The sequence below is a fragment of the Acinetobacter sp. YH01010 genome (assembly GCF_013420775.1).
GTDB classification, from domain to species: domain Bacteria; phylum Pseudomonadota; class Gammaproteobacteria; order Pseudomonadales; family Moraxellaceae; genus Acinetobacter; species Acinetobacter amyesii.
This window is the reverse complement of the sequence record NZ_VOYF01000012.1, coordinates 14404-29889: the sequence shown is the minus strand read 5'-3', so window position 1 is coordinate 29889 and position 15486 is coordinate 14404. Positions and strand designations below refer to the sequence as shown.

Genomic DNA, 15486 nt, shown 5'->3' with positions numbered 1-15486 from the left:
ATTATGAATTCCCCATTAAGGCATAACAGGTTTCTGTATTATCGACCTGTTTATTCGGCTGTAAAAATGCTCCCTGAGCTAAACCAATTCCGCTCAAAGAATTTAAACACACCGGTTTTATTTCTTCTTTTTGTAAAATTAAACGCACATCCACCATTAATGTTGGACTGCACCAAGTTTGAATCATTTGTTTTAATTTTTGGCTGTGTGACTGATTCGGTAAAAATGTTAAATAATCTTCATGGTTTAAAGGTCCAATCACGATCTCAATTTTTTCGTCAATCTGTTGAATCTTTTCACCACAAAATGTATTTAGTCCCAATAAACTCGGCTGAGATCCACCTAAACATGTTCTCTGATCTTCTTCAAATACAAAAGTTTCAGGGATAAATTCTCGAATATCAAAATTCTGCTTAAAGATACAGTTCAGCATGGTTTTTAATGCATACGCTGTATTGTTTTGTCCCTGCATTAAACCTGAAAACTCAGCAAAATAATCATCTAAATCTGGCTGATCATGCTGGCTACGGATATAACCATTTAATGCATGTAAAATATCAAGATAGTGATTATCCTGCTCGATTTCATAACGAATAGGTAAATGATAATTTAAACTGGCATCAACATAATGTGCTGTTAATTTATGATTAAACAGCCCTAAAAACTTTTGAGTTTCGTGTCGCTGATGTCGCCCGCTGAGCTTAATCTTATTGGTATAACTATAAGGTAATGCACCTTGAATACCCGTTAAACCTACCATTAAATTTGTCAGTTCAACTTTCTCATCGTTGAACTCTAAACTTTCAATTTCAGTGTTCGGGAAGTTCAGATTAAGTGAACTATTAAACTCAAAGTCATTTGCCCAGTGAACTTGAGCTGCTCCATAAGGTGCATGTCTTAACAAACGAGTGGCTTGAACAAACTCGTAGGCTTTCGGTTCTTGGAAAAGTCCGTCAATTACAGAGCTTTCTTGCCACCAACGTTCTGCACGCATTGGTATAACTCCTGTTGACTATTTGCATCAAAAACCGAGACATCGACAAAGCTGTTCATATTGACTTTTAAATTAAAGATATGGGCTAGCAATTGACTAAATATATACAGGCTATGCCCTCTAAATATATCCGCATCGATATCGAGCTGTACTTTTAAGCCTCTGACAAATAATGGAAATGGTTTACTATCCACAAGTTTCTGCGTGGTAGAAAACTGAATATTTTTTATGGAGTCGATAATAATTTGGTTTTCTTTTGATTTAGGTAAATTATACAATTCCAAAAGTTCTTTAATATGAGAGACCGCATCGCCTTTCATTAAAGACATATTATTCAAAGATAAATGTGAAATCACTCGCCACTGTTCTTGTTTATTTTGTTCAAAATAATATGGAATCGACGGACGTTTGAGCATCAGAGCACGACGTGCCAAATTACTATCATTCAGTGTTAATGCATTCTGATCTTTATTATAACTTTCGTAAGGTAACTCACGATTACTACATAGTAGTTCCGTACTAATAAAATCAGACTGAGTGCTATGCGGATCTAAAGCACGAGATATGATTGAATAGTTTAATTCCTGATGTTTATTCTTCATCTGCTGCGGATTTAAACTATAAAAAAACTGAATTTTATCTTGATGATAATGACTCATTGCAAAAAAAGGCAGTACAGGATAATACACTTCATCTTGGTTACTTTTTTCACGCACCATGTTCATTTTTAAAATGCTATAGGCTTGAAAATATTCAGGATGATGTGCGTCTGTCACCAATGGATATTCCATTCGCTTATGATTAATCTTTTGCGGCTCTGCTTGTTTATTGAAAAGATTAACAATTGGTGTAGCAAACAATTTAAAATTTGCCGCATTTAATTCTGAATAATTTCGAATCGCTGCTTGATCATTTAAATTGAGTTTAAAGTGCATTTGAACATCAAATTCACTATGTTCTAAACTTAAAAACTTAATGAAATCTAAATTTAGATTTAAAAAATTGAATTTTTCAGGAACACAAAAATATTCCATCAATAAACGATATGCATGATGCGTATGTTGATCGATAGGTAGAACACTTTGAATTTCATCAAAGCCCATAATTTCAAATGGATTGGCAATATCAAAAATGTGCTGCCCCACACGAATCGAAAAACTCGTAGTCGATTTAAAAATACTATCTAAAACCTGTAAAGGAAAATTAGAAATAGCGTCTAAAAATATCGGCAAAGTTTCATTTTTGAGTAAAGCGTGCTTATTCGAAAAAATTTCAAATCCTAAGCTCAATGTGGCATTTTGATTTAAATGCATATGTGCCGATGGATGAGTTTTGAAATTGAGCTGTTTTAATTGAATCGGTAATAAAGTGACTTCTTGTACCGTCTGATATTCACATTGAACACCACGCGTACTTTTGGCTTTTAGACTGGTCGCCTTTGGAATAACGTGTCGATCTGTTAATTGCTTAATTTTATTTATATCTTCGAAGCTCACCACAGAACATGCAGGAAATGGTTTTAAATATTGAGGAAACATCACCTCAAAAATTGATCGAGTAAAAACGTCATAACTATCTGCAAGTTTTTTATCAATCCGTGCAGAAATTAAAGAAAAGGCTTGAATTAAACGCTCAATATGCGGGTCATCTATTTGTTCTTGGTTTAAAGACAAACGCTGGGCGATTTTGGGGTATTTACTGGCAAACTCACGGGATTGTTGTCCAAATTCCTGTAGTTGTTTTTCGTAATACGGTAACAGCTCTTCAATCACAGATAACCCACTTCATTAAGCTCTTGGAGAAATAACATATTGTTGTGTTGTTGGTTTTAATAAGGCATCAAAAATAACTGGTTCGTATAAAGGATGAATATTTAAATATGCCTGAATACTTAAACATAGTGCCCCCATATTATGGCCATCCATGAGCATTTCGACTCGAATCTGTTTTAAACGCGGTTCATGTGCAGCAATCGATTGCTCAATTGACTGGCAAATTTTGTCGCGATCCGATGGATTTGCTGTCGATAAGCCCACAAAATCGATAATGCCAAATTGCAAAATAGACTTTTTTGCTAATGGAAAGTCATCAATCAGTTCATCTAACTTTGCCACCCGACTATTGAGAAGATCCTCTAAATCGGAAGCAACAGATTCACGAAGTTCTTGCAAAGACAGACCTTGAGTCTGCTGAGCATCTGCTGGTAATAAGCGGTCAAATAATGTCGTTCTAAAACCGTAAGGATAAAGCTGATCGAGATTCATATCTTCTTATAAATATTTAAAAAAATGAAAATAGAGGCTACCCAAGTTAGCCTCTATCTGAATCCATCTATTACGCTGCGTATGAAGCAGTGTTGTTAGATAATGACCACTTCTTAGTAACAGCACCTTTCGCAGTACCGTTAATATCTTGTTGGTTATATGTCCACTCTACTGCAGCATATTTCAAACCAAATGATTCGTGCGGAACACCTTCATCATTTACAGTTGGAGTCACACTAGAAACCAACACATGTTTCAGTTTGATTTGAAGATATTTAATACGTTTATCGCCATTCGCACGGTAGAAATCAATTTGAACTTCATCAAATGTATAACCTGCTGAACATGCTTCCCAAAGTTTAGGGCTTGTCGCGTCTAAATCTTTAACAAAAACCATATCAGAATGTTCTACACGTTCTGCAGTGTGACCACCCACACTTGAAGAAGTCGCAGATTTAGGTTGACGGATGTTATGCGTCCAAGAGTTTACTTCTAACCAACTCTTGTGCTCTGCATCACGAGATTCGCCGTCTACTTTGTACTTACCACGAAATTGAATGTATATATCTTTCATTGTTCTGAATACCTATTTATTTAAAGTTATTATAGTGTTGACCCAAAATTAATTTGAGGACTGAGGTAACTCGGTCACAAGTCGTAATGAAACAGACAACTCATCCAACTGGAAATGTGGTCTTAAGAAAACCACAGATTTGTAGTGACCAGGCAAAGCTGGATTTTCTACAACTTTTACAGAAGCTTCACGCAATGGATACTGAGCTTTAGCTTCTTGAGATGCACCATCATCGAGCAATACATATTGCGATAACCATTCATTTAAGAAGGTCTCAACATTACCCGCTGATGCAAAACTACCCACTTTGTCACGCATCATTGCTTTTAAATAATGTGCAATACGTGAAACTGCCATGATGTATTGGATCTGGCTAGACAATGCAGAGTTGGCATTTGCTGTATCGCTATCATATTTTTTAGGTTTTTGCGTCGATTGCGCACCGAAAAATGCTGCATAATCCGTATTTTTGCAGTGTACCAACGGAATAAAACCAAGGTCACTCAGTTCTTTTTCACGACGGTCAGTAATGGCAATTTCAGTTGGACATTTAAAGACCACTTCGCCATCATTGGTTTTGAACGTATGGACAGGCAAGCCTTCAACTAAACCACCACCTTCTACACCACGAATCGCAGCACACCAACCATGCATATCAAAAGCATTGGTTAAACGCGTACCAAAGGCATAAGCCGCGTTCATCCATAAATATTCATTATGATTTTCACCTGAAACTTCTTCAACGAAGTTAAATCCTTCAGTGGCAATGCCTTCTTTTGGATCATATGGCAAACGACCCAATACACGTGGCATTGTCAACGCAACATAACGTGCATCGTCACTTTCACGGAATGAACGCCATTGTACATATTCTGCTGTTTCAAAGATTTTAGATACATCACGCGGACGATCAATATCAGTAAAAGACTCTAGTCCCAACATATTTGGGCTTGCAGCCGAAATAAACGGTGCGTGTGCAGCCGCCGCGACATGTGAAATTTGCTCAAGCAAATACATATCAGAAGGTGTACGGTCAAACTCAAAATCACCAATCAGTGTTGCATAAGGTGCACCACCGAATGATCCATATTCTTCTTCATAGATTTTTTTGAACAATGTGCTTTGGTCAAAATCGGTCGCACCTTGGAAATCTTTAATCAATTCTTTTTTCGTCGTATTTAACATACGAATTTTTGTTAAAGAGTTTGAAGGTGTTTCTTGGCAGAAATAATACAAACCACGCCATGTCGATTCAATTTTTTGAAATTCAGCATGGTGCATGATTTTACTTAACTGAGATGAAATCAACGCATCAATTTCAGCAATACGCTTATCAATTGATAAAGTCATATTGTCCGAAACGGTGATGGTACCTGCCATGACTTCTTTGGCAAGTTCACCGATCAGACTTTTTGCACGATCATGTTCTTGATCTGTACGCGCGATACGACTTTGTTCAACAATTGAATCTAAAAGTGAATATTGTTCGGTTGCTTCAAGGTTTGCAGCAGTTGCAGTATTAAAATTACTCATTTTCTGCCTCCACACTCAACTTACGAATTTGATCAGTGTTATGTAACACTTCATCCAGTAAATCTTCTAAGCGTTCATTATTTGAAATTTTATTACGCAAGTCAGACAGACGCTCACGCGCGGCAACTAACTTTTGTAATGGATCAACCTGTTGTACAACTTGCTCTGGAGTGAAATCGGCCATGCTCTTAAATGTAAGATCTACCGACATTTTTCCACCGTCTTCAGTCAAGGTATTCTCAACTTGAAAATTAGCACGTGGCGCTAAAGACTCCATTACCTCATCAATATTATCTAAATCAACATTAATGAATTTCTTGTCTTTTAATTTAGTTTTCTCTACTTCAGATGCCGCAGAGAAATCACCTAACACCCCAACAACGAATGGTAACTCTTTAATTTCTTTACCGTCGCCAACTTCAACATCGTAAGTCAATTGAACACGAGGAGGACGAATTCGTTGAAGTTTTTTCTGTACACTTTCACGTTTTGCCATGAGTGCTTTTCCTTGTTATTTATTCTTCAATGTATCGAAAGGTGAACCACCAGTAGCAGGTTTTTTCGCTGTAGTCTGCGGTTTTGCTGTCGTGGTGGTTTTCTTTTTGCTTGCAGCTGTAGTCGTTTGTTTAGACTTGGTAGACGCTGTATTGGTTCGTTTTTTAGCTGGTGTTGTCTGTTTAGATTTCCCATTGCTCGAAGATTCTGTACTTTTCTCACGAACATCTGCTGCAGCAGACGTAGATTTATCAATCGTCGGCTGAATATAACGAATATTATCCGACAACACTTTGGCAGGAGAATAGGTCTGTTCATCTAGAGTACGATTTTCATTACTCCGCATATGATTCAGCGCATTATAAGAAATAGCGATACCTGCTAAAAAAGTGACATCAGTAAGTTCAGGCGACTGATAGTTCTTTTCTCGCAGCAGATTGACCGCTTGCAATGCTTTTAAATTGTAACCATTAGCTTGATATTTTTTGGCAATATCTACAAAAATTTCATTTTTTAAGTTCTCATTTTTCTTATTTTTTTTGTCGCATAACTGATTATAAAAACCAATAATCTCTGGATCTGTATCACCTACTGCCAGTGGATAATCCTTTAAACAGGATTTTTTCACAGATGCCGCTTTATCTTTTGCAAAAACGGTTTGTGTTAAACTGGCTGCTAAAATTATAGGTAATAAAACACTAAATTTATTCAAAATTTCCTCTGTATTTCTACGTGCTAAAACTTAATTTATGTGGAGAAATCACCACTTATTTTCCCGTGGGTTTTCTCTTCATTTATCAAAATTAAAAATATGCTGCAGATTTAACAAAAAATAAGCACATAGAGTCAATACAAAAATGTGCCAAATGCTCCAAAGTTTGTCGACTATTTGTTTTTTTTTGTTTCATTTTATAAAAAAATCTTTTTCCTTTTTTTATTTAGTCTGTATTATATCGCCTAAAGCAAGACACTAATAATATATAAGGTGTTGATTTTAAAGTTTTTATTTTTATAGCAAGAAAAAAGAGATCACAGTCAAACTTGTAAAATTTCGTACTGTGGATTCTAAATTTGATGAGTTATTTATGAATAATTTAAAAGTTTTAATTACTAAACTTTCACCTCACGCCCGCATTTCACTCGAAAAGTCAGCCAATACATGTATTTCACAGCAAAATTATGAAATCGAAATTGAACATTTTTTACTCGAATTATTAACCTATAACAATAAAAATGACCTTCAAATACTCTTAGAAAAATACAAAGTTTCTGCAGACGGTTTGGCAGATGACCTCAAAGAAAGTATCGCTCAACTTCCAAAAGGAAATACACGCACCCCGATTTTTGCCCAATCCATTGTGCGCTTACTTGAACAAGCTTGGTTATTAGCATCTGCTGAACAAAATCCACAAATTCGTAGTGGTCATTTACTTGTTGCACTGCTTACCGCGCCAGATTTATACCAAATCGCAGCAAGAGCTTCTTCTCTATTCGATTTATTACCTATCGATACGATTAAACATAAATTTTTAGATCTTTGCCTAAAAAGCATTGAAAATGAAGATTTAGCAACAGCATCACTTGATGAAAAATCAGCAGTACAAACGAATGCAACTACGCCAGTTAAAACACCAGCTCTAGACCAATACACCATTAATCTTACTGAAAAAGCTAAAAATGGTGGCATTGATCCTGTGATTGGTCGTGAGTTTGAAATCCGCTTAATGCTAGATATTTTGATGCGTCGTCGTCAAAACAATCCGATTTTAACGGGTGAGCCTGGTGTTGGTAAAACGGCCGTTGTTGAAGGTCTGGCATTAAAAATTGCAACCAACCAAGTTCCAGATGCTTTAAAAAATGTCAGCATTCATACTTTAGATATGGGCTTACTACAAGCGGGTGCCAGTGTTAAAGGTGAATTCGAAAATCGCTTAAAACAAGTCATTCATGAAGTTCAAGCCTCTGCACATCCAATCATTTTATTTATTGATGAAGCACACACGTTGATTGGTGCGGGTGGTCAAGCAGGTCAAAATGATGCAGCAAACCTATTAAAACCGGCGCTTGCACGTGGTGAGTTAAGAACCATTGCCGCAACGACTTGGGCTGAATATAAGCAGTATTTTGAAAAAGATGCCGCATTGAGCCGACGCTTCCAAGTAATTCAGGTCGATGAACCGACTGAGGAAGTTGCAATTGACATGTTGCGTGCCATGATTCCCGTAATGGCAAAACATTTCAATTTACAAATTGACGATGAAGCTATTGTTACAGCAGTCCATGCATCACACCGTTATATCACTGGCCGTCAATTGCCTGATAAAGCGATTAGTGTCTTAGATACGGCTTCTGCACGTGTTGCATTAACGCAAAATGCACAACCTGTAAAATTGGATCAACTTCATGCTCAATTACATAATTTGAAGCTTGAATTGGCGATTCTTGAAAATGAACATAAGAATATTCCTATTCACCACGAACGCATTGAAAGTGTAAAAACACAAATATCCGCGCTTGAACAAGAGATTCAGTCGACAGAAACGCAGTGGAAAAAAGAACTCGAATTCGTTCAACAGATTAAAACGCTTGAACAAGAGTCCGAGCAAAAACCAGAAAATATTGAAACTTTAAGCAATATACGTAACCAATTGGCAACTTTACAAGGTCAAACGCCGCTTGTTTTTGAACGTGTAAATGCTCAAATTATTAATGAAATCATTTCAGACTGGACCGGTATCCCTGTTGGGAAAATGGTGAATGATGAAATTCAGCAAATTTTGAAGCTTGAAGCACAGTTAGAACAACGTGTGATGGGTCAAGATTATGCACTGCATCAACTGGTACAAGGCATTAAAACCTCTAAGGCAAAATTGGAAGATCCAAATAAACCTCAAGGCGTTTTCATGCTGGTTGGCCCAAGTGGTGTGGGTAAAACCGAAACTGCACTCGCGTTAGCAAACGAGTTATATGGTGGTGAGTCACATTTAATCACCATTAACATGTCTGAGTATCAAGAAGCACATACCGTCTCGTCTTTAAAAGGCGCTCCTCCGGGCTATGTCGGTTATGGCCAAGGCGGCGTATTAACCGAAGCAGTTCGCCGTAACCCATATAGTGTGGTTTTACTCGATGAGATTGAAAAAGCACACAGCGATGTTCAAGAGCTATTCTACCAAGTATTCGATAAAGGGACTCTGGAAGATGGCGAAGGTCGTGTCATTGATTTTAAAAATACCACGATCTTATTGACTTCAAATGCTGGCTCTAGTGCCATTATGCAGGCTTGTTTAAATCAGCCAGTAGAAGAATGGCCGTCAGCAGAAGAACTTTTAGATGTATTAAAATCAGCTTTATATAAACAATTTAAGCCGGCATTTTTAGGCCGTATGCGTATCGTGCCGTATTTCCCATTGCACGATGATCTGCTTGTACGCATTATTCAGCATAAATTAGGCAAAATCACCGCGCGTATTGAAAAACAATATGGTACGCAAACACGTTATACCGATGATTTAGTCGAATTATTATTAAGTCGCTGTACTGAGGTCGATAGTGGTGCGCGTAATGTCGATAACATTTTAAATGCGACGGTCTTGCCTGCTTTAGCCACTGAATTACTCATGGCAATGAGTGAGCAAAAGATTCCATCGGTCATTGAAATCGATGTCAAAGACGATGAAATTATTTATGTTTTAGATCCTAAAAGTAAACCTGCGAAAAAACGCAGCAGCAAAAACACCAAAACCTTAGAAGCATAAGCTAGGAACGATGTAGAATATGAGTTTAGAGCTCGACGCTTTATTGCAACCGATTACGGATGATTTACCTTGCGGTAGTGATTTTTCATTTTCCAATGATTTTCATGCAATTAAAAAAGCTAAAACACAAGATGACCCACTCTTGGATCAAGGCGACTGGATCGCAGAACCGAAACAAGCAGATTGGGGCTTTGTGCACCAAAAATCGTCAGATCTACTTCGCGAACAAACTAAAGATATTCGCTTATATGGTTGGTTGCTTGAAGCGTGGACTCACATTCATGGTTTTGAAGGGATTGCCAAAGGGATTGAACTTACACAAAAAAGTTTGCAAGACTTTTGGCTGCAGCTTCATCCTGAAATTGAAGATGATGACCTTGATCAACGTCTAGGTTTATTACAAGGGATAATTAATCAAATCCCAACATTAATTAAATCAGTTTCAATCGTTCATGGCGCGGCAGCTTATTCCCTATCCGACTATGATCGACTACTTCATGTTCAAAACCAAAGACGTAAATCCAACCATGAAGATGATGATCAAGAAGAGTCTTTTAATGGTATGGAACAGTTTGAACATGCCTTGTTCAATACGTCAAAATCAATTCAATACCAGTATTACCAACAGTTTTTAGATATTTTAAACCATTGGGAAAACTTAAAAACGACTCTTGATGATTTGATGGGTTTAGATGCGCCAAGCTTTGCTGGCATTGACTCTCAAATCGAAATGATTCACTTGAGCTTAAAAAAAATCTATAAAGCAGATGCTTTTATCAATTCATCGAGCGCTGAACAGGTTCAATCAAATTCTCCAATTGAAAGCCAGACACTTTCCACTGTAACTTCCGTGCAGAATGATATGCAAATAATACAACAACAGCATACACAGCAATTTAAACCTCAAGTGCAAAATCATCTTGAAAATCGTGAACAAGCCATGAAAGTCTTGCAAGATATTGCTGACTATTTTCAAGTGAATGAGCCGCATAGCCCTGTCAGTTATATGCTGCAAAAGACCATTAAATGGTCACAAATGCCACTGCATGAATGGTTAACTCATGTGATTAAGGATGAAAACCCTCTTGAAGCTGTACAAGAAATGTTAGGTGTTCAGCAACAAAGCAATGAATCGAATAGCGACTGGTAAAAACAATGTTTAAAGCAGAAAAAATTTTATGGGGTGAAGGATTATTTTTACGCCCACAACACTTTCAATTACAAGATGCTTATCATGAACAGCGTTTAAACCATACGGTTCGCGCAACGATACCGTTCGCTTATGGTATTCAAAGTTTAATTTTTGATGAATCACAACTCAGTACCAATATTTTGGCTTTGAATAAAGTCGAAATGATTTGGCAAGATGGCGAGATTTATCAAGCACCTGCACAAGATTTATTACCTGAGCCTGTACTACTTGATTCATTAAATTTACGTGGTGAAATGCAAATTTATTTAGCATTACCGATCGTTCAACCGAATAAACGAAACGTCAATTTTGAAGAAAATACCCAATCGAGTCGCTATCATTCACATTTGACTGAAACTTATGATTTGTTTACAGATGCGACGGCTGCTGAAATCACTTTATTACGCCGCCGTGCAGAGTTTAAAATCTTTGAATTAGGTCAAGAACCACAGCATAATCTTGATGGTTTCCTTTACATGCCTATTGGCCGAATCAAGCGCCAAAGTTCTGGTAATTTTGTTTTAGATTATCAATTTATCCCACCAATATTACATATTAGTTCGTGTGATTCGCTGATTACGGGGCTTAAACGAACGCTAAATATCATTAAAGCTAAAATAAAAACCATTCAATCGAATAATCGTGAAAACGAACAAAAGTTAATTGAATTCCGTTCAGGTGATATCGTGTCATTTTGGTTGGTTAATGCGCTAAATACTGCGCATGCAACCCTGAACCATTTATTGCAATATCCACTGATTCATCCTGAACGTTTATATTTTGAATTATTACGTCTGACAGGTTCTTTACTCACCTTCTCTACAGCTTATGAAGTAGATCAACTCCCACAGTATCAACATCATAATTTGCAAGAAAGTTTTGCTCAATTAGATGTGATTTTACGTGAGTTGCTCGATACGATTATTTCAAATCGATATATCAGTATTAACTTGAAAGAAATGCGTCAATCCTACTGGGTGGGCAGCCTTGAAAGTGACAAAATTACTCGCGATTCTCGCCTGTATTTAGCTGTTTCAAGTAGTGTGATGCCTACACATGACATTATTTCTTATGTACCGCTGCGCTTTAAAGTCGGTAATACCGTTGATGTTGAACAGCGTGTCATGGCGGCATTACCGGCTGTGCCATTGCAACATATGATGCAAGTGCCAACAGCAATTCCGGTACGTTCAGGTGTGAGTTATTTTGAAGTTGAGCCAAATAATGATTTGTATCAACGTATGCTTGATTCTGAATCCATCTGCGTTTACATACCAGCTGGCTTCCAAGATATCTCGATTGAACTTATTGCTGTGATGAATGGTTAAGGAGCAATCATGAATATTTCAAATAATGCCCCTTCACTTTTTGACGACGGTCAAATTGGATTAGGCTCTTCAAAACCAAGTGCTGAACCGAAAATCAACAGTTCAACTAATTTAGTTGATCTACTGCATGATGGTTTTTACATTGTTTTCTTACTCAAAAATCAATATGTTCCATCAAGCCCTGAAAGCTTCAGGACAAAAATTATGGATCTATTAAACCGATTTGAAAGCCAAGCTCGTAAGCTTCAATTCAGCAATGAAGATATCACGGACGCAAAATATGCTTATTGCGCTTTACTGGATGAAACCATTGTCACCCAACAAGATGCTCGCTTTTTTGATTTACAAAACAATTGGATGATGAATCCACTGCAATTAAGTCTTTTTGGTTCTCAGCTAGCTGGTTATCGTTTTTTTGAAAATTTAGAGCAAATTCGTTCTAAAAATAAAGATCGATTAGCTGCACTTGAAGTTTATCATTACTGCATGCTCCTTGGTTTTCATGGTAAATACCGCCTTGAATCGATTGAAATGCTCAATTCACTCGTTGCACGTGTCGGCGATGAAATTGATTATATGAAAGGTAAAAAGGCGTTTTCGCCTTTCGCGGCATTACCGGATCAAATTAAAAACATTATTCACCGTGAATTACCATTTTTTTGGATCATTATCTTTTGGGCTTTGTTTGCTGTATTAGCATTTGGTGGACTGAGATATATGTTATCTAGCCAAAATAATCAGGCGTTATCACAATATCAAAACGTCATAACTGCCCCATCGGAACAGGCTTATATCACCATTCATTTACCATAAGACTTAGACACCATGGCAAACGAAAAATCGAATAACGTTAGAATTTTACAGTCGACTCAAAAAAATAATTTACCGCCTTTAGCTCATGCTGCTATCGGCTTTCTTGTTGGTGCAGCGGTGATTATTGTTGTTGGCCTGGGATATTTTTATCTAAATTCTGACGATCAGCCTACAAATGCAGAAATGACTACTTCTGCCCCAACTGAAGATAAAGCTGAAACTGAGGCATCCGCTGTACCTCGTCAAAACGAAAATGAGCAAGCTTCAGCTGAAAAAGCGCAGCAAACCGTTCATGCAACTGAAGAAAAAGATCCGGATAATGACTTATATTCGAATGATTTAGCTACTGCTTTCAATCATGGTAACACGGCTAAGGCAACTCAGCCTGTTCAAGCTGTGGCGAATAACCGTTCACCTTTTGAAATTACCCAACCGCAGCGCCCTGTTGTAGCTGCTACAACAACCGTTAAATCACATATTCCAAATACTATAGCAAAACCTAAAGCTTCGCCAACAACGGCCAAGGTGACCAAGCCTACAGAGCCATCTACGAAAGTAGTGAAAGAAGATGAGCACTTCGAAGAACCGATGGGCGGAACGCAAATTTCTGAAACCAAACGTCCAAAAGTGGTTGCTGCAACAAGCACTGCCAATGCGACTGTGAGCGCTACAGTTTCTCCATGATCATTTTTTTGGTTAGTTGTTTCTTTGTCTTAGCACTGGTGACAGTGCTTTGTTTTTCTTATGAACTCAGAATTAAAGTTCAGGATTTTTTCTTTCAAATCATTCCACAAAGTAAAAAAAGAATTCAGCACGCCAAAAATTTTGCTTATGAACTGAACTATGCAGCAGCACCACAACAGATTCAATCACACTGGCATTTACAACAATGGTGGATTTTATTTGCAGGCTTCTTACTGTTTGCCAGTATTTTATTATTTGCTTTTACTCGCCCGATTACTGCAAGCAAAGTTGAAGCGGATTATTTACGTAAAGTCGATCCACAAATTTACGCCATGCTCGATGGACAGGTTTTAGATGCGCCTCCTGAAGTCGAAGAATATCTTGTTCAAGAAGCAATTGCAGAAGAAGCTGCAATGATTGAGCAGCCATCTGTTATGGCCTCAAGCTTTAATCCAGAAGTTCAAGATATCCATACGCATTCATACTCTACGGATGTGCCTTCAGCAGATCGTAAATGGCATAAAATGAACCCTCGTTATAAGCAGCGTTTATTGATGGTGTTCAAAATCATGCGTGAACAACATGGCTATGAAATGATTTTGCTTGAAGGTTATCGTAGTCCAGAACGTCAAAATAATTTAGCCACCAATAAAAATACCACTCGTGCCCGTGGCTTCCAAAGTTATCATCAGTTTGGTTTAGCAGCCGATGTCGCCTTTAAACGCAATGGAAAAGTGGTCATTACTGAACGAGACCCTTGGGCTATGCGTGGTTATCAACTTTACGGTCAAGCCGCTGAGTCTGTCGGTTTAACATGGGGCGGACGCTGGAAATCCATTCAAGATTATGGCCATACAGAATATCGTATGCCAGGCCTGAAAAAAACTGCAGAGATGGCGGCACTACTCACCTCTGAAGGTCAGCTTCAAGCCAATAATATTTCAATTGAGTAATATTTCGATGTTGTGCCTTCAAAATATAATTGAAGGCACATTGTATTATTCTAGATAATTTTGTATTTGCTCTATTACTTCAGTTGTTTTTTCTGCATGTAACCAATGGCCTGCGCCTTCTATCTCTACAATTTTCGCATTTGGAAATTGTTGTTCTATCGTATTGGTATGTTCCGCTTTTGAAATATAAGGTGATTGTCCACCTTTGATGAACAATACAGGCTGTTGCCAAGTATTTTCAATATTTTCCCAACCAATAATCTGGTCATATTGTTTATACAACGCATCTACATTAAACAACCATTGTCCTTTGCTAAAAGACTTGAGCAGAAACTGTATCACCATATCGAAATGAATATACTCACGCATAATTTCAACCGCTTGTTGTCTAGATTGAATTTGTGCATTTTGTACAGCGATCAAAGCTTTAAATATTTCATCATGATGACGTTCTTGATATGCAAAGGGCGCGATATCCAGTACAACAAGTTGCACTACCCGCTCTGAGATTAAAGCCAATTGCATTGCGACCTTGCCACCCATGGAATGGCCAATCACTGAGAACTTATCGATGCCAATCGCATCTAATGTCTCAAGTACATCGTTTGCCATCTCACGATAATCCATTTCTGTACTTTGAGGTGATTTACCATGGTTTCGTAAATCAAGCTGAATGACAGAATGTGAATTTTGAAAAGCTCTGGCAAGCATCCCTAAGTTACTGAGGCTGCCAAATAAACCGTGAATAAAGACTAGTGGATGCGTTTCGCCCTCTAATTTTTGATGATATTCGTAATTTAGGATCATTTTTGAATACTTTGCTATGTTGATATTATGATGCCTAGTTGATGGAATGAAATCAAATGACAGTTAAAAATTATTAGTCTTACTTAGGCTA

The 15486-nt window shown here is 37.5% G+C and carries 14 protein-coding genes; 6 read left to right on the top strand and 8 right to left on the bottom strand.

Features of this window, described 5'->3' with window-relative positions; all coding sequences use genetic code 11:
• Window position 1 precedes the first annotated feature (1 nt).
• The 7 genes from tssG to FTT77_RS11530 all read right to left on the bottom strand — a co-directional run bounded on the left by tssG (window position 2) and on the right by FTT77_RS11530 (window position 6572).
• Entirely contained in the window at window positions 2–994 is a 993-nt protein-coding gene (tssG, locus tag FTT77_RS11560) for a type VI secretion system baseplate subunit TssG (RefSeq protein ID WP_180012030.1), read from the bottom strand.
• A complete protein-coding gene (tssF, locus tag FTT77_RS11555) occupies window positions 958–2766 on the bottom strand; it encodes a type VI secretion system baseplate subunit TssF (RefSeq protein ID WP_180027196.1) in 1809 nt (602 codons plus the stop codon). Before tssF ends, tssG begins: the two co-directional genes overlap by 37 nt.
• 15 nt (window positions 2767–2781) lie before the next feature.
• On the bottom strand, window positions 2782–3258 hold the full coding sequence (tssE, locus tag FTT77_RS11550) for a type VI secretion system baseplate subunit TssE (protein ID WP_078190770.1): 477 nt from the start codon (window positions 3256–3258) through the stop codon (window positions 2782–2784).
• Between the two features lie 70 nt (window positions 3259–3328).
• Window positions 3329–3832 carry a type VI secretion system tube protein Hcp gene (locus FTT77_RS11545; protein ID WP_078190771.1) on the bottom strand — a complete coding sequence of 168 codons (504 nt, stop codon included), beginning with the start codon at window positions 3830–3832 and terminating at the stop codon, window positions 3329–3331.
• A gap of 48 nt (window positions 3833–3880) precedes the next feature.
• Window positions 3881–5365 carry a type VI secretion system contractile sheath large subunit gene (gene tssC, locus FTT77_RS11540; RefSeq protein WP_078193363.1) on the bottom strand — a complete coding sequence of 495 codons (1485 nt, stop codon included), beginning with the start codon at window positions 5363–5365 and terminating at the stop codon, window positions 3881–3883.
• Complete coding sequence (gene tssB / locus FTT77_RS11535) at window positions 5358–5861, bottom strand: type VI secretion system contractile sheath small subunit (RefSeq protein ID WP_078193364.1); 504 nt, start codon at window positions 5859–5861, stop codon at window positions 5358–5360. The genes tssC and tssB overlap by 8 nt, the downstream gene beginning before the upstream one ends.
• Before the next feature lie 15 nt (window positions 5862–5876).
• Complete coding sequence (locus FTT77_RS11530) at window positions 5877–6572, bottom strand: hypothetical protein (RefSeq protein ID WP_180109325.1); 696 nt, start codon at window positions 6570–6572, stop codon at window positions 5877–5879.
• A gap of 373 nt (window positions 6573–6945) precedes the next feature.
• On the opposite strand from FTT77_RS11530, the gene tssH reads away from it, so the two are divergent.
• The 6 genes from tssH to FTT77_RS11500 are packed head-to-tail and all read left to right on the top strand — an operon-like array spanning window position 6946 to window position 14588.
• Window positions 6946–9618 carry a type VI secretion system ATPase TssH gene (gene tssH, locus FTT77_RS11525; protein ID WP_180109324.1) on the top strand — a complete coding sequence of 891 codons (2673 nt, stop codon included), beginning with the start codon at window positions 6946–6948 and terminating at the stop codon, window positions 9616–9618.
• Between the two features lie 19 nt (window positions 9619–9637).
• Window positions 9638–10768: a type VI secretion system protein TssA gene (tssA, locus tag FTT77_RS11520; RefSeq protein ID WP_180027198.1), complete on the top strand. Its 1131-nt coding sequence runs from the start codon at window positions 9638–9640 to the stop codon at window positions 10766–10768.
• Between the two features lie 5 nt (window positions 10769–10773).
• Window positions 10774–12138: a type VI secretion system baseplate subunit TssK gene (gene tssK, locus FTT77_RS11515; protein WP_180109323.1), complete on the top strand. Its 1365-nt coding sequence runs from the start codon at window positions 10774–10776 to the stop codon at window positions 12136–12138.
• A gap of 9 nt (window positions 12139–12147) precedes the next feature.
• Window positions 12148–12951, top strand: coding sequence for a type IVB secretion system protein IcmH/DotU (gene icmH / locus FTT77_RS11510; protein ID WP_111885479.1), 804 nt, complete (start codon window positions 12148–12150; stop codon window positions 12949–12951).
• A gap of 12 nt (window positions 12952–12963) precedes the next feature.
• A complete protein-coding gene (locus FTT77_RS11505; protein ID WP_168379486.1) occupies window positions 12964–13635 on the top strand; it encodes a hypothetical protein in 672 nt (223 codons plus the stop codon).
• Entirely contained in the window at window positions 13632–14588 is a 957-nt protein-coding gene (locus FTT77_RS11500; protein ID WP_180109322.1) for a M15 family metallopeptidase, read from the top strand. Before FTT77_RS11505 ends, FTT77_RS11500 begins: the two co-directional genes overlap by 4 nt.
• A 45-nt stretch (window positions 14589–14633) precedes the next feature.
• Here the strand turns inward: FTT77_RS11500 and FTT77_RS11495 are convergent, their stop codons facing one another.
• Window positions 14634–15395 carry an alpha/beta fold hydrolase gene (locus FTT77_RS11495; RefSeq protein ID WP_180109321.1) on the bottom strand — a complete coding sequence of 254 codons (762 nt, stop codon included), beginning with the start codon at window positions 15393–15395 and terminating at the stop codon, window positions 14634–14636.
• Window positions 15396–15486: the final 91 nt, after the last annotated feature.

Bases quoted from the DNA above. Each gene is read 5' to 3' on its own strand.
- tssC (WP_078193363.1), bottom strand. From the start codon at position 5,365: ATGAGTAATTTTAATACTGCAACTGCTGCAAACCTTGAAGCAACCGAA.
- FTT77_RS11495 (WP_180109321.1), bottom strand. From the start codon at position 15,395: ATGATCCTAAATTACGAATATCATCAAAAATTAGAGGGCGAAACGCAT.
- tssB (WP_078193364.1), bottom strand. From the start codon at position 5,861: ATGGCAAAACGTGAAAGTGTACAGAAAAAACTTCAACGAATTCGTCCT.
- tssE (WP_078190770.1), bottom strand. From the start codon at position 3,258: ATGAATCTCGATCAGCTTTATCCTTACGGTTTTAGAACGACATTATTT.
- tssG (WP_180012030.1), bottom strand. From the start codon at position 994: ATGCGTGCAGAACGTTGGTGGCAAGAAAGCTCTGTAATTGACGGACTT.
- tssH (WP_180109324.1), top strand. From the start codon at position 6,946: ATGAATAATTTAAAAGTTTTAATTACTAAACTTTCACCTCACGCCCGC.
- icmH (WP_111885479.1), top strand. From the start codon at position 12,148: ATGAATATTTCAAATAATGCCCCTTCACTTTTTGACGACGGTCAAATT.
- FTT77_RS11500 (WP_180109322.1), top strand. From the start codon at position 13,632: ATGATCATTTTTTTGGTTAGTTGTTTCTTTGTCTTAGCACTGGTGACA.
- tssA (WP_180027198.1), top strand. From the start codon at position 9,638: ATGAGTTTAGAGCTCGACGCTTTATTGCAACCGATTACGGATGATTTA.
- FTT77_RS11505 (WP_168379486.1), top strand. From the start codon at position 12,964: ATGGCAAACGAAAAATCGAATAACGTTAGAATTTTACAGTCGACTCAA.
- tssK (WP_180109323.1), top strand. From the start codon at position 10,774: ATGTTTAAAGCAGAAAAAATTTTATGGGGTGAAGGATTATTTTTACGC.
- FTT77_RS11545 (WP_078190771.1), bottom strand. From the start codon at position 3,832: ATGAAAGATATATACATTCAATTTCGTGGTAAGTACAAAGTAGACGGC.